A 16,950-nucleotide genomic window follows, 5' to 3' on the forward strand; every position below is an offset into this window, starting at 1 on the left:
GCCGCACTCAACCAACGTCCTCTTGGCGGTACTTGGGCCCGTCCTGTCCGCCCGCTGTCAATTCCGGATCAGCGTCCCTCTGGTACACGGCCGTGACGGAACGGGCCGCCGCGAGCAGCTCCGCGCGGGCCTCGGGCGGGCCGAGGATCTCCACCTGGTCGGAGAAGGCGAGGAGTTGGCGTACCGCGCGCAGCACCGGGTACGTCAGCCGGGCGGTGGCCCACTCGCCCGTGCCGTCCTCGTCGGGCAGGGCCGTCAGCTCGCCGGCCGCCATCCGCCGGAACTGGTCCAGGCGGGCGCGCCGGACCCGGACGGTCACCTCGATCCCGCCCGGCCGGTCCTCCACCTGGCGGCGCAACACCTCCCAGGCGTCGGCGAGTTCGATTCCGGGGCGGCGCCGCACGGGGTCGTCGAGGATGCGGGCCGAGCGCACCCGGTCGGCCCGGAACAGCTGCGGGCGGCCGCGCCGGTCGGCGGCCAGGTACCAGACCCCGGCCTTGGCGACCAGCCCGTACGGGTCCACGGTGTACGTCCGTGGCTCCGGCCGGCCGCTGTGCCGGTAGCGCAGCCGCAGGCGGCGGTCGGCGAAGACCGCGTCCTGGAGCACGCCCAGGTCGACGGCCTGCTGGGGGCCGCTGCGCCAGCGGGTGGCGTCGACCAGGATGCGGCGGCTGGTCACCTCGGCGGCGGGGCGGTGCGGCGCCGGGAGCGCGGCCATCACCTTGCGCAGGGCCGAGCCGAGGGCCGCGTCGAGGCCGAGCGCGGCATGGGCTCCCTGGGCGGCCAGGATGAACAGGGCGCGGGACTCGTCGGCGGTCAGGCCTGTGACGTCGGTGCGGAAACCGGCGAGGAGTTCGATGCCGCCGTGCCGGCCGCGCTCGGCGTACACCGGGACGCCGGAGGCCGACAGGGCCTCGATGTCGCGGTAGATGGTGCGGACCGACACCTCGAGCCGGTCGGCCAGTTCGCGTGCGGGGACGCGGCCCCGGGTCTGCAGGAGCAGCAGGATCGACAGCAGCCGGTCGGATTTCACGCCGCCAGAGTCCCGCCCCCCGGGGCCGTGCGCAAATGTTGACGGAGTCTGTCAGGTTATCCGGGGATGCTGACGTCACCGACCGACACCGGCGCACCGCACAGCAGGGCTGCGCCGCAGCAGGAAGAGGCACTTGCATGACCACCACCGGCTTCACCGACCCGCGGCCCCTCTACACCCGCGCCACCGAGCAGGCGGCCGCGCTGATCGGCTCCGTACGCCCCGAAGACCTGACCCGTCCGACGCCCTGCAGCGAGTTCGACGTACGGGGTCTGCTGAGCCACGTCGTGGGCGGCACCCGGCGGATCGCGGTGGTCGGCGAGGGCGGTGACGGGCTCGCCGTCGACCCGTCCGCCGAGGGCGTCGGGGACGACGGCTGGGCGGCGGCGTACGACGAGGTCCGGGCCCGGGTGCTCAAGGCCTGGGAGAGCGACGAGCGGATGACGGGCCTCGTGCGCGTGCCGTGGGGCGAGGTCCCCGGCCACGCGGCCCTCGCGGGCTACGTCATGGAGATCGTGACCCACACCTGGGACCTCGCCGAAGCCCTCGGCCACCCCCGCGAACTCGACCCGGAACTGGCCGAGTTCTCCCTCGCCAACGCCCGCAGGGTGCTGCCGGACTCCCGGCCGCGCGACGAGCGGACCCCCTTCGACACCCGCCGCGAGGCCGCCGCGGACGCCGGAGCCTACGACCGGCTGGCGGCCTGGCTGGGCCGCACCCCGCTGAACCGCCCCTGACGCCCGGTTCGACGCCCGGTTCCCCGGGCGAGCCGCCGGCCGCCCGCCCCGCTCAGCCGAGTCTGACGCGGGCCAGTTGGCGGGACTGGGCGACCAGGCGGTCTTCGGTGTCCCAGACCTCGGCGTCCTCCTCGAGGAAGCCGCCGGCCAGGTTGCGGGTGGTGATGGCGACCCGCAGCGGGCCGGGGGCCGGGCGGTGGCGGACGTGGACGGTGAGTTCGACCGTGGGGACCCAGCCTTTGAGGCCGATCTCGAAGGCGGTGGGCGGCAGGGCGTCCACCGCCAGAAGGAGCGAGAGGGGGTCCGGGTCCCGGCCGTCCGCGAGGCCGAACCAGGCCCGCATCTCACCCTTGCCGGAGGGCGCGCCGAGCGCCCAGCCGAGGGTCGACGGGTCCAGCTTGAGCATCAGCCGGCCGGCGATCGCCGAGCTGCCGTCGACCGGGACGCCGCCCGCGGGCAGCCGGGCGTCCGGGGCGCCGTCCTGCGGGCCGAAGCACTGGTCCAGCGGCGGGATGGGCGGCGGGGTCGCCGTCGTACGGACGTCGTCGGGCAGGCCGGCCAGGTCGCCGTACGAGGCGAGGACGCGGATGCGCTCCACCTCGTTGCCCTCGTCGTCGTACTGGTAGAGGGAGGCCTGGCCGGTGGAGAGGGTGCGGCCGGTGCGCACCGGCTGGGTGCGGATGACCGCGGGGCCCGGCTGGGACGCGGTCAGGTAGTGCGCGGAGATGGTGAAGGGGTCCGGGTGCGGCAGGGTGTCCGCGAGGGCCCGGCCGAGCACGGCCAGCAGGTACCCGCCGTTGACGGCGCTGATGATGGTCCAGCCGGCCGAGAGGTCGATGTCGTAGACGCCCGCCTCGCGCCGGGTGACCGCGGTGTCGCGGTCGAACTCGCTGTCGCCGATCACCGCGCGCACGGCCGGTGCGGAAGCTGCTTCTGGCATGGATGAACCGTACAACAGGAAACTACTAAGCGGTAGCTTTCTCCCGTGGGACCCCTGGGGACCCCCTCCCGGCACCCCTGCGGGCGCCCTCCGGTTAGGCTAGGGATCCGCCTCCCGGGTGAGGTTCCGGCAATTTCTAGGTAAGTGTCCGGACACGTCCACAACCTCAGGCGCCTGATTCCCCTCTATGGGGGCATGAGCCTCACCGGGACTCCGTTCCTCTACACGACCATCGTGCTGGCCGTGGTCGCACTGATACTGCCGCTCGCCCTGTGGTCTCGGGTACGCGGACCCCGGGCCGTGCGTGTCGTGGCCCGGGTACTGATGCTGCTCTTCGCCCAGAGCACCGCCATCACTCTGGTCTTCGTACTGGTCAACAACTCCAACAACCTCTACGACAACTGGGCGGACCTGCTCGGCACGGGCAACCATGTGCAGCAGGCCGCGAACCTCGGCGCCGACGGCACCGGCGGTATCGCGTACAAGCGGCTGCCCAAGGTGCAGCAGACGTTCACCCAGGCCGACGGTCCCGGCATGCACGCGGCGGGCGGGGTCAAGGTCACCCAGCTCAAGGGCCGGGTGTCGGGCGTGAACGCCGAGGTCTACGTCTGGCTGCCGCCGCAGTACAACGACCCGGCGTACAAGAACAAGAAGTTCCCGGTGGTCGAGCTGCTGTCGGGCTACCCGGGCTCGGCGAAGGCCTGGTTCGGGTCCCTGAAGGTGCACGAGCAGCTGCTGCCGCTCATGAAGAGCGGCCAGGTCGCCCCGTTCATCCTGGTGTCCCCGCGCACGAACCTGATCGCCAAGATCGACACGGGGTGCGCCAACATCCCCGGCACCGTGAACGCGGACACCTGGCTGAGCATCGACGTACCGAAGATGATCACGGACAACTTCCGCGCCGAGTCGGCGCCCGACGGCTGGGCCGCGGCCGGCTACTCGGCCGGCGCCCACTGCGCGGCCAAGCTCGCCGTCGCGCACCCGGACCGCTACCGGGCCGCCATCAGCCTCTCCGGCTACAACGACCCGATCGGCGAGCGCAACTCGCTGGCCGCCGGGAGCATCGAGCTGCGGCGGGCCAACAACCCCTACACCATCCTCAAGAACTACCGCACCCCGCCGAGGGTCTCGCTGTACATCTCCGGCGAGAACGGCGACGGCTACCAGGCCGGTGTGGCGCTGGAGCAGATCGCGAAGCCGCCGACGTACGTGAAGGTGGTGTTCCTGCCGCGCAGCGCGGGCGGGCACTCGATGGCGCTGTGGCGGCCCCAGGTGCCGACGGTGTTCGAGTGGCTGACGACACAGATGACGGGGCACGGCGGCGCCGCCGGGCGCGGCCACACGCCCACCCCGCTCAGTCCTCTGTCACCGTCGACCGGCGGTTCCAGGCGCGCGGAGCTCGCCAGTGGAAGCGCATCGCGAGCAGGCGCAGCACGAAAGCCGTGACGACCGCGAGCGCGCTCGTGAACGGACTCAGGGCATGAGCGCGGATGCACAGCACCACCATCGTGGCGCCGACGATCGCTGGGACCGCGTACAGATCGCGGTCCCAGCGCAGCAGTGACGGCACCTCGTTGGCGAGCACGTCCCGCAGCACTCCGCCGCCGACGGCGGTCGCGAGGCCCAGCGTCGCCGACGCGGTCAGGCCGAGGCCGTAGCTGTACGCCTTCGTCGTACCGCTGACACAGAACAGGCCGAGGCCGGCCGCGTCGAAGACGAGCACCGCCGCCTGGATCCGCTCCACGTGCGGATGCAGGAAGAAGACGACGAGGGCTGCGACCAGCGGGGTGACGAAGTACCCGAGGTCGGTGAAGGCGGCCGGGGGCACGGCCCCGATGACCAGATCACGGAACAGCCCTCCACCCAGCGCGGTCACCTCGGCGAGGACGGCGATGCCGAACACGTCGAAGTTCTTCCGGACGGCCAGCAGCGCGCCGGAGATCGCGAACACGAAGATGCCGATGACGTCGAGCGTGTGCTGGACGGAGGGGGTGAAGAGAGGCTGAAGCACCCCACATTCTTACTCGGCGCCGGTGGCCCGCCTCGCCCGGCGAGGCGGGCCACCGGCGTTCCCGCGTCCGGCGCCCGCCGGGCGGGCACCGGCGTCTTCGCTCGCATAAATTTGCCGGCTGGTCACTCGGCCGCCAATTCGGCGGCCCTCCGCATACATAGGGCTCGGAATTCAGACAGTTCACCGACCATGCATGTTGCGCCACCGACCGACCAGAACAAGACACTCGATCACCGATTGACGACAAAGGGTGATGGACATCACCCTTTAAATGGGACCAAACAGCGCGCTTCGTACTTAGGGATCCCTTGCCATGGCCATCTCGATTGAGTAACTTTCAACCAGGGAGAACCTGGAGGCGGCCATCAATCGGAATCAGCCCGCAACAAAAAGTTCACATTCACCGCCCGATCCCGTGGTCCACGCGCTGCTGCAAGCGCGTAATCTCATCGATTCGGCAGTTTTGGAATTCCGTTCCCTGCCCGCACCCCGTTTCGTGGAGCTGTCGGCCGACCAGCCCCAGGAAAACCGCGGCGACGCCATGACGGAATTGGTGGCCCGGGCCCGGCGCACCGTGCTGATCTCGCTGTCCGGCCGGCACGAGCAGCTCGCCGCCGTACGCTCCGTGCTCGGTGATCTCAGAGCCCGGGCCAAGGCCGGCCCCGGCCGGCTCACCGTGCGCGTGCTCGGGCCCGCCGCCGCGCTGCGCGAGCTGCCGGCCTGGGCGGACGACCTGGCGGATCTGCGGGTGACCGGCCAGCCCCTCGCCGAGTCGCTGATGGCGGACGGCGCGGAGGCGCTGACCCGTGCGCCGGGTGACGCCTCGGGTGACCTGCTGGTACGCGACCGGTCCGCGGTCCGCGTGCTGACCTCGCTGTTCATGGGCGCCTGGGAGGCCTCACTGCCCTGGCCGGAGTGTCTGCGGCTGAACGCCTACCTCACCAGCGACACCGCGCGGGGGGTCCTGGACCGCTTACGCGCCGGTGCGACGGACGCGGTGGCGGCCCGGCAACTGGGCCTTTCCTTGCGCACATACCGCCGGCACGTCGCCAGAATCCTGGAGTGTCTGGGAGTGAGTTCCCGCTTTTCCGGCGGTACCCGAGCAGCCGAATTACAGCTGTTTGACATGCCTTGAAAGGAATCGACGTGATGCCGACCACGGAAGTTCTGGAGCAGGATCTGCTCAAGGTCCGGGGCCTGGTGGAATCAATGGCCGCACAACGGCGCAGCCAGACGGCGAACGACTCCCTCGTCACCCAGCTCTCACTTCACCCCGAGGCCCTGGAAGAAGCGGCTGAAAACCTTATGTCGCAGGCTTCGGAATCCCTCTGTCTGATAATCGGCGAACGCTCCGGGACGACCTCCGCCGTCATCGCCGCTTTTCGTCGTATCGTCCCGGCACTGGCCGCGGAGGTCACCGTGCGGGCGCTCGTCCCGCCGGTCACCCGGACCCGGGAAGCACTCACCGCACTGCTTCCGGAAAAGGCGGAGGTGCGCCTTGCCACGCTCTCGGGACTCACCGCGGTCGTCTCCGACGCGAAAGAGACCCTGGTGTCGAACACCCCGGGCGATCCGTCGCTGATACGCAACACCTCCGTGGCGACGAACCTGCGCGCGCTCTTCGACACCATCTGGCCCACCGCGACGGTGCTGGACCAGCACCTGCGTTTCAGGGAACAGGCCCACGCCGAGGACCTGCGCCGTGTCCTCGGCTGCCTGCAGGAAGGGCTCATCGACGACGTCGCGGCCAGGAAGGTGTCCATGTCCGTGCGCACCTACCGCCGGCACGTCGCCGACATCATGACCCTGCTGGGCACCAGCTCCCGGTTCCAGGCCGGTGCCAGAGCCGTCGAGACGGGCCTGCTGCCACGGCGGTCGACGCGCGTAGCGGCACGGCCCGTCCCGGCGGACATCGTCAGCCGCGTATCTCCAGAGTGCAGCACTTGACGCTGCCGCCGCCCTTGAGCAGCTCGGACAGGTCGAGGCCGAGCGGCTCGAAGCCCCGCTGCCGCAGCCGGCCGCTCAGCTTCTGGGCGGCCTCGGGAAGCACCACGTGCCGGCCGTCGCTGACGGCGTTGAGCCCGAAGACCTCGGCGTCCTCGGGCCCGGCCAGCAGGGCGTCCGGGAACAGCCGGCTCAGCACCTCCCGGCTGCCCGGCGTGAACGCCTCCGGGTTGTACATGACCTCGTCGCCGTCCAGCACGGCCAGCGCGGTGTCGAGGTGGTAGTAGCGCGGGTCGGTCAGCTCCAGGCCGATGACCGGGCGCCCGAAGAACTCCTGCGCCTCCCGGTGGCCCTCGGCGGTGCTGCGAAAGCCCCGGCCGGCCAGTATCCAGCTGTCGGTGACGAGGAAGTCGCCCTCGCCCTCGTTGATGTGCTCGGGGTCATGGGTCTCGGTGAAGCCGTGGGACCGGAACCACTCCAGGTAGGCCGGTCCCTCGGCGGCACGCTCTGCGTTGCGGAACCGGGCGCCCAGCACCTTGCCGTCCACCACGGTGGCGCCGTTGGCCGCGTAGACCATGTCGGGCAGGCCCGGCAGCGGGTCGATGAGGTCGACGGTGTGGCCGAGGTCGCGGTACAGGGCGTACAGCGCCTCCCACTGGGCGACGGCCAGCTCGGGGTCGACCGGCTTGGTGGGGTCCATCCAGGGGTTGATGGAGTACGTCACCTCGAAGTGGACGGGTCGGCACATGAGGTAGCGGCGGGGACGGAAGGTGCGCTCAGGGGTGGCGGGCGCGGTCGTGGACGTCATGTCGCTCCTGTTTCGGGGTGTGCGGAACTGACCGGGGGTGCGCGGCACGGTGGTGCCGGCCACCCCCGGGAGCGGGCGGAAGAGGGCCTGCGGGTCAGCGGGCCGCGGTCAGCAGCTCTTCCATGTGCGGGAACCGGGACGCGATCGGGTCACCGGTGAAGGCCTCGTCCCAGTCGGTCTCGGCGACGTAGATGTGCAGGGCGGCGAAGTCGGGGGTCTCGCCCATGTCGAACCAGTGCCGGACGCCGGTGGGCGTGCAGACCAGGTCGCCCGGCTCGGCGATCAGCACATGGACGGTGTCGTCGCCGGCCAGCCGCAGGTAGAAGCCGCAGCGGCCCTGGGCGAAGAACCAGACCTCGTCGGAGCGGTGGGTGTGCTCGTTGAAGTAGCGGTCCCGGGACCTGCGGGCCTCGGTGGCCCACTGCGGGTCGGAGTCGTCCGGTGCCATCCGGACCACCTCGACGTGGCCCAGGCCGGTCTCGGCCGAGAAGCGGCCGGCCTCGGCCCGGTACGTGGCCAGCACGTCCTCGTCGCCGAAGCCGGCCGGCAGGTCCTTGAGCGTCCACCGCTCGAACCGGGCGCCGTACGTGCCGAGTTCGGCCGCGATGCGGTCGGGGTCCTCGGTGGTCAGCAGCGGCTTCGCCTCGCCCGTGGCCGGCAGAACCTGGAGCAGTGTCATGGCAGTTGCCTTTCAAAGGTGCGGACGTGGGGCACGGGGCCGGGTCAGTGGCCGGGCTCGAAGTGCAGCTGGCTGAGGAAGCAGTCCCGGGGCTGGTTCACCGCGAAGGTGACGCACTCCGCGACGGACTGGGCGGTCAGGGTGTCCTTCGCGGTGCGCGAGGCGCCCTCCCACTCGGGCGAGAGCGGGTCGATGTTGTCGAAGTCCGGCGGGAACAGGGAGATCACGCGGATGCCCTCCGCGCGCAGCCGCTTGGACAGGATGCCGGTGAGCGCGGCCTGCCCGCCCTTGGCCGCGTAGAACGCCTCGTGGCCCGCGCAGCCGGTGTAGTTCGGCGTCGCCGCCGCCGAGACCAGGGTGACGATGTCGGGCCGCTGGGAGGCGCGCAGCAGCGGCAGGAAGTGCTTGACCATCAGGACGGTACCGCCGGCGGACGCGGTGGTGGCGAGGATGTCGGCGTCGTCCGCCGTCGTCAGGTCCTCGCTCTCCAGCCAGTTGGCCCCGTTGTTCAGCAGCACGTCGACGGCGCCGGCCCGCTCCTTGACGCCCTCGGCGAAGGCTTGCACGGAAACCGGGTCGGTGATGTCGCAGGCGAACGCGTGCACCCGGTCGTGGCCGAGGTCACGGATCTCCTGCTCGGTGCGGCGTGCGCCCTCCAGGCTGCGCGCGGAGAGGAACACCTCGGCGCCCTGCCGGGCGAGGACGATGGCCAGGGTGCGCCCGAAGTCCCGGGCGGCACCGGTGATGACGACGCGGAGGTTCTCCATTGCAGGGGGTGCCTTTCGGATCGCGAGCGGACGTCCGCTCGTGCGGAGGGTGGCCTTCGCGGGACGGTCCTCGCCCCGGGTCAGCCGCGGTGCGGTGAGCTGTCGGTGGCGGGCGCCGGTGCCCGGGGTGGTTCGCGGTCCGCTCCGGCCGCCTGGCGGACCCCGGCGTAAGAGCCCCAGAGGATGAAGCCGGTCAGCAGCAGCACCCCGATCAGGGTGTGCACGGACTGGTCGATGCGCGGGTCGAAGAACTGGATGCCGAACGTCAGGATCAGATTGCTGCCGAACAGCAGGGACACCGTCATCGGCTCGGTGCGGGTGATGCCCACCTGGAGCAGCAGCAGGGTGCCGGCCACGCCCAGGCCGAGCACCAGGAACAGCGTGACGTTGCCGGCGGAGTAGGGGGCGGCGCTGCCCCGCACGAGGAAGAGCCCGAGGGTGGAGACGAGGAGCAGCGGGAACCGGCAAGCCATCATCTGGCCCGGTTTCATGCCCGCCTCGCCCAGGCGCTTGGTGTAGAAGGTGTTGCCGGCCACCGCCGCCGCGGTCAGCACGCTGGCCACCACGCCGAGCACGAATCCGCCGGAGGAGACGGATCCGGTGCCCGAGGAGCCGGTCAGGGTCATCGCGGCGAGGTAGCCCATGGCGGCCAGTACGCCCAGCGAGGAGAGGAGTTCGGTGCGGGAGGGGCGGGCCTGCGGGCGCAGCCGGCCGCCGATCAGGATGGTCAGGACCGGCACCATGCCCACGATCAGCGAGTTGGTCACGGCCGGCTCGAACACGCGCAGCGCGTAGAGCACCGCCACCCAGCTCAGGGTCGTCGTCACGTTGTACGCGAGGACGTCCGGCAGGCAGCGGCGCACGGCCGCGAGCAGCGCCCGGTGGTCCCGGCACAGCGCCAGGTAGAGCACCTGGGTGACGAAGAAGGCGTTGAACGCGTAGAACTCGGGGCTGATGTCCTGCACCAGCCGGCCCTCGACCACCGACTTGACCGCGTTGGCCACGCAGTAGCTGAGGACCAGCAGCGGTCCGGCGAGCGCGCCGGCCCGCCGGGCCCGCCCGGCCGGGTCAGACGATGTCATAGAACCCTTCCCCGTCCAGGTAGCGCACCGTCGCGTAGTCGCGCAGGACCACGTCCTGCACGGGGTGCGCGAGGTCGACCAGCATCGGCACGCTGAAGTCGTCGACGCTGCGCCGGATCGTCTCGCCCGCGTTCACGGAGATCTTCGCCTGGTGGAAGCTCTCCAGCGCCTTGACCTCCTCCAGGCGGGGGTAGCCGAGCAGGGTGCCGGAGCGGGGTGCGATCAGCGACATCGAGGAGACGTACTCGCGCACGGTGTACGGCTCCGAGGCCCGGGCCCGGAAGCGCTTCGGGTCGGTGTAGGCGTCGGCCGTCCAGTCGAGCTGGCTCTCCCCCACGGCCCTGCGCACCAGCCAGGGCAGGTCGCCACCGCACAGCCGGGCACCGGTCTCGACGAGGCAGGGCCCGTCGGGGGTCAGTTTCAGCTCGGTGTGGGCCGGGCCGTGCCGGATGCCGAGGGCGTCGAGCACGTCGAACGCGTACCGGGTCAGCTTCTCCTGCAGCGGGCCGTGCCGGTCCAGCAGCCAGGCGCCGTCGAGCAGGTCGCGTACGCCGTTGGCGTTGATGTGGCTGGTCTTCCAGATGTCGCAGACCTGGTGCACACCGTCGAGGCTGACCGTGTTGACGTAGTACTCGCCGCCGAACAGGTACTCCTGGGCCAGCACTTCGTCGTTGTGGGTGGCGAGCGCGCTGTCGGTGCCGAGCACCGAGCGGAAGGCGGAACGTATCTCGTCCGGGCCGTCGCAGAAGAACACCCCGTCGTTGCCGGCGCTCTTGACCGGCTTGAGCACCACCCGGGCGGGGCGGCCGTCGTCCGCGCCTGCCCGGATCACCGTGTCGTACCAGGCGAGCAGTTCGTCCTCGTCGGCGGTGAGGATCTGCCGGGCGGCCCGCAGCCCGGCCTCGCGCACGGTCTCCCCCATGCGGTGCTTGTCCCGGCGGGCGGAGCTGAGCCGGGTGCCGTTGGTCAGCAGGCCGAGGGCCTCGCTCAGCGCGTCGGCCAGCTCCACACCGCTCTCGATGCCGGCGATCAGCGCGACCGGCTCGTGCTCGGCGACGCGGGCCACGGTCTGAGCCAGGTCGCCGCCGTGGACGATCTCGGCCTCGAAGTCGCCGGGTATGAAGGAGGGCGCGTACACCGCGGGCACGACGGGCGTGCTGCGGATGTGGACGCAGGAGAAGCCGCGTTCCCGGAACAGGTGGGCGAGCCGGCGCCCGGAGGAGTAGGCGTCGACGATGGCGACCCTGCGGCGTGCTGACATCTGGGGACTCCCGTCGATTGCGTGAGGGGGAAGAGGGACGGGCGGTCGTCAGGGGATGACGGAGAAGACGCCCGACCGATTGCGCCGCTGGCAGAACTCGACGTCGGCGAGCAGCACTTCCTCGTCCTGGTGCCTCAACAGGATGGCTCCCGCGCCGCCTTCACCGGTGGTCGGTGTGATCGTCTCGCCCGGAGTTGGCAGGAAGATGTCACCGGCGTAGGAGCGCAACGCCCGTATGTCGTCCAGCCCTTCGAAACGGACCAGCCGGCCGCCCTCGCGGGCGACGAAGGCGTAGTCGGCGACGAAGCCGGGGTCGGCCGGCCTGCCGGCCAGTGCCCGCGGTCCGCCGGCGAGTGCGGCGGCCTGGTCGGGCAGGCCGAGCAGGGAGCACAGGTGCGGCAGCGGGTGGCCGGCCGCCCGGGCGGCGAACTTGACCACCTTCACGGTCCCGTCCGCGCCCGTGACCACCTCGAAGGTGACGGGTCCCGTCGCGAGCCCGGCCCGGTGCGCCACGGGCGCGAGCCGGTGCGCCAGTTCGCGCTCTCCGGGCGAGCCGGGCGCCAGGTTCACCACGCTGGTGAGCAGCGAGCGGGGGCCCTCCTCCAGCGAGAAGCACCGCCATACGTCGGTGAGGTGCAGCGTGCCGTCGAGGACGACACCGTTGACGAAGCACGGGGTGCCGGGGACGTGGTCGTGGGCGACGATCCGGCCGCCGCGGTCCCACAGCCGCCGGATCTCGGGCTCCGGCGGCGCGGCACCGGGGCGGACCAGTACGGCGGATCCGGTGTCGTCGGAGATCTCCGGGCGCAGGACGACCGTACGGTCCCGGCGGGCCGCCAGATGGGCTGCCAGGTCCCGCGGACCGGACAGTACGTGGAGGTCGAAGGCGAGGTCCGGGTCGGCGGCCGCGACGGCTTCGTGCTGGCGGATCTTGCTGGCCCACGGATTGGCCAGGGTGCCGGCTTGGGACACGATCGTCTCCTTCGATCTCGTCTGGGGTCCGTTCGGCGTGAGGTCCTGGGGCGCCGCCCTAGGACGACGGAACGGTCAGGGACGCCCCGTTGGGTTCCTTCGGCGCCTGGTGCAGCAGGTAGTCGGCCGCCGCCCGCGCCCATGCCCGCGGCCCCGGGTACCCGCTGTGTTCGTCCGGGAGGCAGGTGGCGAGCATGTCGGTGTCCACGCCGCCGCCCGGGTCCACGGCGACGGCGGTGACGCCCGGCAGCAGCTCCTCGGCCTCCTGGGCGATGGCCTTGGTGAAGCCCTCGACCGCGAACTTGCTCGCCGTGTAGGCGGCCAGCCTGCCGCGCGGGTTGCGGCCCCAGCCCGAGGAGACGGCGACGAAGGTGCCGCCGGCCGCGATGCGGGGCAGGAAGGCGCGGGCCAGGGTGTAGACGCCGACGATGTTGACGTCGACGGTGGTGCGGAAGTCCGCCGGGCTGGTCTCCCACACCGGGGTCTGCGGGCTGATGTACCCGGCGTTGGCGACGACCAGGGCGGGCGCGCCGAGCCCCGCCACGGTCTGCTCGGCCCAGGTCTCGACGGCGTCGGCGTCGGTGACGTCGGCCACGGTGATCAGGTGGCCCTCGCCCAGGTCGGCGCGGAGCCGGTCCAGGGCCGTGCGGTCGCGGCCGCAGCCGGCGACCGGGTGGCCCAGTTCGGCGAAGCGGCGGGCCAGGGCTTCGCCGAGGCCCCGGCTCACACCGGAGATGACGACGGGTGCGGTGGTGTCGGTGGTACCCATGGTGTTCTTTCAGACGGTCTGTTCGAAGTGGAACGCCTTGATGAAGCAGTCCCGTGGCTGGTCGATCGCGAACATGACGCACTCCACGAGGGAGTGGGCGGTGAGCTTGTCGCCGGCCCCGCGGGGCGTCGTGTCCCAGTCCGGGCCCAGCGGGTCGGGGTTGCTGAAGTCGGGCGGGTACAGCGAGATGACCCGTACGCCGTGCGGGCGCAGCTGGGGCGAGAGCAGGTCGGCGAGGCCGGCCTGCCCGTGCTTGGCGGCGTAGAACGCGGCGTGGGCCTGGGTGCGGTGGTTGCCGGTGAGACCGGCCGAGGAGATCAGGTTGACCACGTCGGGCCGGCCGGACTTCGCCAGCAGGGGCAGCAGGTGCTTGGTGACGAGGAGGGTGCCGGTCACCGTCGAGGCGACCGTGGCGGCGATGTCCTCGTCGGCGGCGGAGGCGAGGTCCTCGCCGGGCAGCCAGCGGGCGCCGTTGTTGACCAGCACGTCGACGTGGCCGGTGACCGCGGCGACCTCGTCGGCGAAGGAGCGTACCGACGCCGGGTCCGCCAGGTCGCAGCGCAGCGCGTGGACCCGGCCGTGCCCGAGGCCGCGGATCTCGTCGGCGACACGCTCGGCCGCCGCCAGGTCCCGGGCGGAGAGCAGGACTTCGTCTCCCCGGCGGGCGAAGAAGACGGCCAGCGTTCTGCCGAAGTCCCGGGCGGCTCCGGTGATGACCACGCGCCGGGCGCCGTGCTCCCGGCCGGCCTGGTTGCCGTTCTGAAGTGTCACTGTGGGTTTCCGTGTTCGCAGTCGGATCAGGGCGTGCGGGGCGGGTTCCGCCGCCATGCGGGGGCGTTGAGGTCAGCGCCCCGCACGACCCTCGTACGCCGCCGCGCCGGTCAGCAAGCCGCCGGGGTCCAATCCGGCCGCCACCAGCGCACTTTGCCCGTCCGCGCCCTCGAGCACCTGGGCCGGCGGGAAGAATCCGTGCCCGGTGACAAGCACGAAGCCCATGCCTACCGCCTGGGCGGCGAGCAGGTCCTGGCGCGAGTCGCCGAGCAGGACCGCCTCTGCGGGAGCCGCGCCCTCGGCGGCGAGCGCCGTGGCCAGGCGCCGCGCCTTGGGCTCCTCGCCGCCGAGCACGGCCCGGAACTCGCCCGCCAGCCCGTGGCCGTCCAGGACCCGTTCCGCCTCGGCGGTCAGGGTACCGGTGGCGACGTACAGCGGCAGTCCGCGCTCGGACAGGGCGCGCACCAGCCGGTCGGCGTCGGGGCACAGCGGTGCCTTGGGGTAGCGCTCGGCGAGCAGTTCGGCGTAGCCGCCCGCACAGCGCTCGTAGAACGTCTCGAATCCCTCCCCCGTGGCCTGTTCTCCGCCCAGGTGGTTCTGGTGGAAGGCGAGGAAGTGCTCGCGGCGGGAGCGGCCGAAGGTCCGGCGGAACTCGTGGACGTAAGGGTCCACGAGTTCCGGACCGAACTCCGCCAGCGCCTCGCGCACGCACTCCACCTTCAGCTCGTTGGAGTCCACGAGGACACCGTCGAGGTCGAACACGACGAGCCGGTGGGCGGCCAGCGCCTGCTCGAGGCGCGTGCCGGCGTGGTCAGACAGCGGCATGGCGGAGCGCGTCCTCCAGCGACGCCGGGGCGAACGACGTCTTGCGGCCCTGGGCGAGGAAGTCCAGGGCGCGCAGCTTGATCTCGACGTCCTGCTCCAGGCTCTCCTCCAAGCGCTGGACGTAGGTCGGGTGGATCCGGCGCATGCCCGCGATGGCGTAGAGGGCGCTGGCGCCCCAGCGGTACTTCGTCATGAGGGGTTCGAAGCGCCGGGCCACCAGGTCCAGCATCGGCTGCAGCGTCTGCTGGCCGGTGCCGAGCGCGGCCAGGAGCTGTTCGGTCCTGGTGTTGCCGGCGCCCCGGCCCATGCCGAGGACGGTGGCGTCCAGCCAGGTGGCGCCCGCCTGGGCGGCGGCGAGGGTGTTGTGCAGGGCGAAGCCCTGGTTGTCGTGGCCGTGCAGGCCCACGGGGGCCGACTGGCCGGCCCTGAACTGCTCGACGAGTTCGGCGATCCGGGGGGCGTGCAGGGAGCCCAGGGAGTCGGCGACGTACACCGATTCCAGCGGGCCGAGGCCGGCCACCAGGCGGACCAGGCCGGCCACTTCGGCGTCGGTCGCGAGGTCGACCTGCATCAGGTTGAGGCAGACGCCGAAGCCGGCCCGGCGCAGCGAGTCGACGGCGTCGGTGACGCCGGCGGTCTTGCTGTGGTGGACGGCGACCCGCACCAGGTCGACGGGCAGCGGTCCGTCGGCCAGCTGCTGCCGCAGGCGCGGGCCGGCCTCGGCCGCGGGGACCTCGGCCAGGGCGGTGGCGTCCACCATGACGGCGAAGCGCAGGCCGTGCCCGTCGGGCAGGGCGTCGCGCAGCGCCGGGGTGACGCCCGAGGGGTAGCGGCCGTAGGCGCCCCGGTCGCCCGGGGTGAACTGGGTGTAGCCCAGCTCGACCACGTCCACGCCGGTGGCCGCGCAGGCCCTGAGGTACTCCTCGACGAGGGTGTCCTCGAACTCCCAGTTGGTGTAGTAACCGCCGTCCCGCAGCGTGCAGTCCAGGACGGTGACGTCCGTGCGGGCCACGGCGCTCACTTGTCCTCCAGGTCCGGGAGCGTGTTGGTGAAGTCGACGTGGTGGATGCGGCGCATCGCCGCCCAGTTGAGGCGGCCGTCGTTGCCCGGGTGGCGGACCAGGAGGCTGCCCTCGCCGTCGTGCATCATGTCGTCCCACTCCTGGACCTTGGGGTGCAGGTCGTTGGCGCGCAGGAAGTCGCGCACGGGCTCGAAGTGGTCCTCGGCCTCGACGTACATGAAGAGCGTGAGCGGGTCGATGTGGAAGATCTGCAGCTTGCGGACGCCGATGGTGTCAAGGGCGCCGCCCGGTCCGACGATCTCGGGCCAGACCTCCTTGTGCAGCGCGATGTACTTCTCCGCGGCTGCCTCGTCCCGGAGGCGGATGGTGAAGGCGTGGTTCTTCACGGTGCGAGCTCCTCGGCAAGGGTGAGCAGGTGCTGGTACGTGCGGTTGACCTCGGTCCAGGACTCGTCGTCGAGGACGTGGCGGCTCGGACCACGGACATAGGTGGTCTTGATCAGGCCGCGTTCTTTCAGGAAGCGCTTGGCGATCGACAGGTAGTAGTCGGTGCTGTTCATCATGTGGCACATGAGGTACGACAGCGGGTGGGCGAGGCGTTCGGCCTTCTCCCGCTCGCCGGCCTCCAGCAGCCGCCACAGGGTGACCACGATCCCGGCGATCTCGGTGGCGGGGATCGTGCCGGCCAGGCCCCGGCTGTGACAGTCGAGGAGCATCATGCCGCCGTCGCCCTCGAAGATGCGGGCCCGGCCGCCGGTGGCGTCGCGCAGCTCGCTGACCTTGGGCGGGGACGGCTGGGCCTCGGGCTTGAACAGCACCCGGTCGGGGCCGTACTTCTCCAGCATCCGGGCCTGGGCGGCGATGGTCAGCGGCTGCTTGGCCAGGCTCTTGGCGTGGTGGATGATCACGGGGATCCGGACCGACTCCACGACCCGCGTGAAGTACTCCACCATCCCGTTCTCGTCCAGCGGGATCGTGGCCGGGTGCATGACGAGCAGGGCGTCCACGCCGACGGACTCGGCGTGCCGGGAGTACTCGACGGCCGCCTCGGGCGTCTCGGCGCCGGTGCTCATCACGGACACCCCGCGCCCGGCGGCGCCCTTCGCGCACAGCTCGGCGACGCGCAGCCGCTCGGTGTGCGTCAGCCGCAGCACCTCGGAGACCTGGCCGACCACGAACCCGTCGCAGCCGACGTCGAAAATGTGCTCCGTCTGCGCGAGGAAGTCCTCCTCCTCGAGGGCGCCGTCGTCGGTGAACGGCATGATGACGACCGGCAGCACCCCCTTGATCTCCCTGGTTCCGTCGGGCCGTTGCTGACTCATCGGTTCTCT

General features: G+C 71.5%; 19 protein-coding genes. 4 read left to right on the forward strand and 15 right to left on the reverse strand.

Annotation, left to right across the window (positions count from 1 at the left end; all coding sequences use genetic code 11):
- Window positions 1-7 precede the first annotated feature (7 nt).
- Entirely contained in the window at window positions 8-1,033 is a 1,026-nt protein-coding gene (locus A6P39_RS14600) for a helix-turn-helix transcriptional regulator (RefSeq protein WP_067055887.1), read from the reverse strand.
- Between the two features lie 137 nt (window positions 1,034-1,170).
- On the opposite strand from A6P39_RS14600, the gene A6P39_RS14605 reads away from it, so the two are divergent.
- Entirely contained in the window at window positions 1,171-1,770 is a 600-nt protein-coding gene (locus A6P39_RS14605) for a TIGR03086 family metal-binding protein (RefSeq protein WP_067055889.1), read from the forward strand.
- A gap of 52 nt (window positions 1,771-1,822) precedes the next feature.
- On the opposite strand, the gene A6P39_RS14610 is transcribed toward A6P39_RS14605, so the two are convergent.
- A complete protein-coding gene (locus tag A6P39_RS14610) occupies window positions 1,823-2,710 on the reverse strand; it encodes a thioesterase family protein (protein ID WP_067055892.1) in 888 nt (295 codons plus the stop codon).
- 195 nt (window positions 2,711-2,905) lie between these two features.
- On the opposite strand from A6P39_RS14610, the gene A6P39_RS14615 reads away from it, so the two are divergent.
- Window positions 2,906-4,156 (forward strand): alpha/beta hydrolase, encoded by a 1,251-nt coding sequence (locus A6P39_RS14615; RefSeq protein ID WP_067055895.1) that lies wholly within the window; start codon window positions 2,906-2,908, stop codon window positions 4,154-4,156.
- On the opposite strand, the gene A6P39_RS14620 is transcribed toward A6P39_RS14615, so the two are convergent.
- Window positions 4,065-4,721: a trimeric intracellular cation channel family protein gene (locus A6P39_RS14620; protein WP_079133818.1), complete on the reverse strand. Its 657-nt coding sequence runs from the start codon at window positions 4,719-4,721 to the stop codon at window positions 4,065-4,067. The genes A6P39_RS14615 and A6P39_RS14620 overlap by 92 nt on opposite strands.
- Before the next feature lie 463 nt (window positions 4,722-5,184).
- On the opposite strand from A6P39_RS14620, the gene A6P39_RS14625 reads away from it, so the two are divergent.
- Together A6P39_RS14625 and A6P39_RS14630 are read left to right on the forward strand one after the other, a co-directional pair.
- Window positions 5,185-5,856 carry a helix-turn-helix transcriptional regulator gene (locus tag A6P39_RS14625; RefSeq protein ID WP_159396207.1) on the forward strand — a complete coding sequence of 224 codons (672 nt, stop codon included), beginning with the start codon at window positions 5,185-5,187 and terminating at the stop codon, window positions 5,854-5,856.
- 14 nt (window positions 5,857-5,870) lie between these two features.
- The gene (locus A6P39_RS14630) at window positions 5,871-6,668 is read left to right on the forward strand and encodes a hypothetical protein (RefSeq protein WP_067055906.1); all 798 of its coding nucleotides are present in this window, start codon (window positions 5,871-5,873) and stop codon (window positions 6,666-6,668) included.
- On the opposite strand, the gene ddaH is transcribed toward A6P39_RS14630, so the two are convergent.
- The 12 genes from ddaH to A6P39_RS14690 form a co-directional block, all read right to left on the reverse strand.
- On the reverse strand, window positions 6,637-7,473 hold the full coding sequence (ddaH, locus tag A6P39_RS14635; RefSeq protein WP_067055909.1) for a dimethylargininase: 837 nt from the start codon (window positions 7,471-7,473) through the stop codon (window positions 6,637-6,639). The genes A6P39_RS14630 and ddaH overlap by 32 nt on opposite strands.
- A 94-nt stretch (window positions 7,474-7,567) precedes the next feature.
- Complete coding sequence (locus A6P39_RS14640; RefSeq protein ID WP_067055912.1) at window positions 7,568-8,152, reverse strand: hypothetical protein; 585 nt, start codon at window positions 8,150-8,152, stop codon at window positions 7,568-7,570.
- Between the two features lie 44 nt (window positions 8,153-8,196).
- Entirely contained in the window at window positions 8,197-8,919 is a 723-nt protein-coding gene (locus A6P39_RS14645; RefSeq protein WP_067055915.1) for an SDR family oxidoreductase, read from the reverse strand.
- A gap of 80 nt (window positions 8,920-8,999) precedes the next feature.
- Complete coding sequence (locus tag A6P39_RS14650; RefSeq protein WP_067055916.1) at window positions 9,000-10,001, reverse strand: hypothetical protein; 1,002 nt, start codon at window positions 9,999-10,001, stop codon at window positions 9,000-9,002.
- Entirely contained in the window at window positions 9,988-11,262 is a 1,275-nt protein-coding gene (locus A6P39_RS14655; RefSeq protein WP_067055918.1) for an ATP-grasp domain-containing protein, read from the reverse strand. Before A6P39_RS14655 ends, A6P39_RS14650 begins: the two co-directional genes overlap by 14 nt.
- Window positions 11,263-11,310: 48 nt before the next feature.
- On the reverse strand, window positions 11,311-12,234 hold the full coding sequence (locus A6P39_RS14660) for a hypothetical protein (RefSeq protein ID WP_067055923.1): 924 nt from the start codon (window positions 12,232-12,234) through the stop codon (window positions 11,311-11,313).
- Between the two features lie 58 nt (window positions 12,235-12,292).
- A complete protein-coding gene (locus A6P39_RS14665) occupies window positions 12,293-13,003 on the reverse strand; it encodes an SDR family oxidoreductase (RefSeq protein ID WP_067055925.1) in 711 nt (236 codons plus the stop codon).
- A gap of 9 nt (window positions 13,004-13,012) precedes the next feature.
- The gene (locus tag A6P39_RS14670) at window positions 13,013-13,774 is read right to left on the reverse strand and encodes an SDR family oxidoreductase (RefSeq protein WP_067055927.1); all 762 of its coding nucleotides are present in this window, start codon (window positions 13,772-13,774) and stop codon (window positions 13,013-13,015) included.
- 72 nt (window positions 13,775-13,846) lie between these two features.
- The gene (locus A6P39_RS14675) at window positions 13,847-14,599 is read right to left on the reverse strand and encodes an HAD family hydrolase (RefSeq protein WP_067055930.1); all 753 of its coding nucleotides are present in this window, start codon (window positions 14,597-14,599) and stop codon (window positions 13,847-13,849) included.
- Window positions 14,586-15,620, reverse strand: coding sequence for a hypothetical protein (locus A6P39_RS14680; protein ID WP_067055932.1), 1,035 nt, complete (start codon window positions 15,618-15,620; stop codon window positions 14,586-14,588). The genes A6P39_RS14675 and A6P39_RS14680 overlap by 14 nt, the downstream gene beginning before the upstream one ends.
- Window positions 15,617-16,006, reverse strand: a complete 390-nt coding sequence (locus A6P39_RS14685) for an L-rhamnose mutarotase (protein WP_067055934.1) — start codon at window positions 16,004-16,006, stop codon at window positions 15,617-15,619. Before A6P39_RS14685 ends, A6P39_RS14680 begins: the two co-directional genes overlap by 4 nt.
- Entirely contained in the window at window positions 16,003-16,941 is a 939-nt protein-coding gene (locus A6P39_RS14690; protein WP_067055937.1) for a dihydrodipicolinate synthase family protein, read from the reverse strand. The genes A6P39_RS14685 and A6P39_RS14690 overlap by 4 nt, the downstream gene beginning before the upstream one ends.
- Window positions 16,942-16,950: the final 9 nt, after the last annotated feature.

The sequence above is a fragment of the Streptomyces sp. FXJ1.172 genome (assembly GCF_001636945.3).
Taxonomy (GTDB): Bacteria; Actinomycetota; Actinomycetes; order Streptomycetales; family Streptomycetaceae; genus Streptomyces.

Bases quoted from the DNA above. Each gene is read 5' to 3' on its own strand.
- A6P39_RS14605 (WP_067055889.1), top strand. From the start codon at position 1,171: ATGACCACCACCGGCTTCACCGACCCGCGGCCCCTCTACACCCGCGCC.
- A6P39_RS14610 (WP_067055892.1), bottom strand. From the start codon at position 2,710: ATGCCAGAAGCAGCTTCCGCACCGGCCGTGCGCGCGGTGATCGGCGAC.
- A6P39_RS14615 (WP_067055895.1), top strand. From the start codon at position 2,906: ATGAGCCTCACCGGGACTCCGTTCCTCTACACGACCATCGTGCTGGCC.
- A6P39_RS14630 (WP_067055906.1), top strand. From the start codon at position 5,871: ATGCCGACCACGGAAGTTCTGGAGCAGGATCTGCTCAAGGTCCGGGGC.
- ddaH (WP_067055909.1), bottom strand. From the start codon at position 7,473: ATGACGTCCACGACCGCGCCCGCCACCCCTGAGCGCACCTTCCGTCCC.
- A6P39_RS14640 (WP_067055912.1), bottom strand. From the start codon at position 8,152: ATGACACTGCTCCAGGTTCTGCCGGCCACGGGCGAGGCGAAGCCGCTG.
- A6P39_RS14645 (WP_067055915.1), bottom strand. From the start codon at position 8,919: ATGGAGAACCTCCGCGTCGTCATCACCGGTGCCGCCCGGGACTTCGGG.
- A6P39_RS14650 (WP_067055916.1), bottom strand. From the start codon at position 10,001: ATGACATCGTCTGACCCGGCCGGGCGGGCCCGGCGGGCCGGCGCGCTC.
- A6P39_RS14655 (WP_067055918.1), bottom strand. From the start codon at position 11,262: ATGTCAGCACGCCGCAGGGTCGCCATCGTCGACGCCTACTCCTCCGGG.
- A6P39_RS14665 (WP_067055925.1), bottom strand. From the start codon at position 13,003: ATGGGTACCACCGACACCACCGCACCCGTCGTCATCTCCGGTGTGAGC.
- A6P39_RS14675 (WP_067055930.1), bottom strand. From the start codon at position 14,599: ATGCCGCTGTCTGACCACGCCGGCACGCGCCTCGAGCAGGCGCTGGCC.
- A6P39_RS14690 (WP_067055937.1), bottom strand. From the start codon at position 16,941: ATGAGTCAGCAACGGCCCGACGGAACCAGGGAGATCAAGGGGGTGCTG.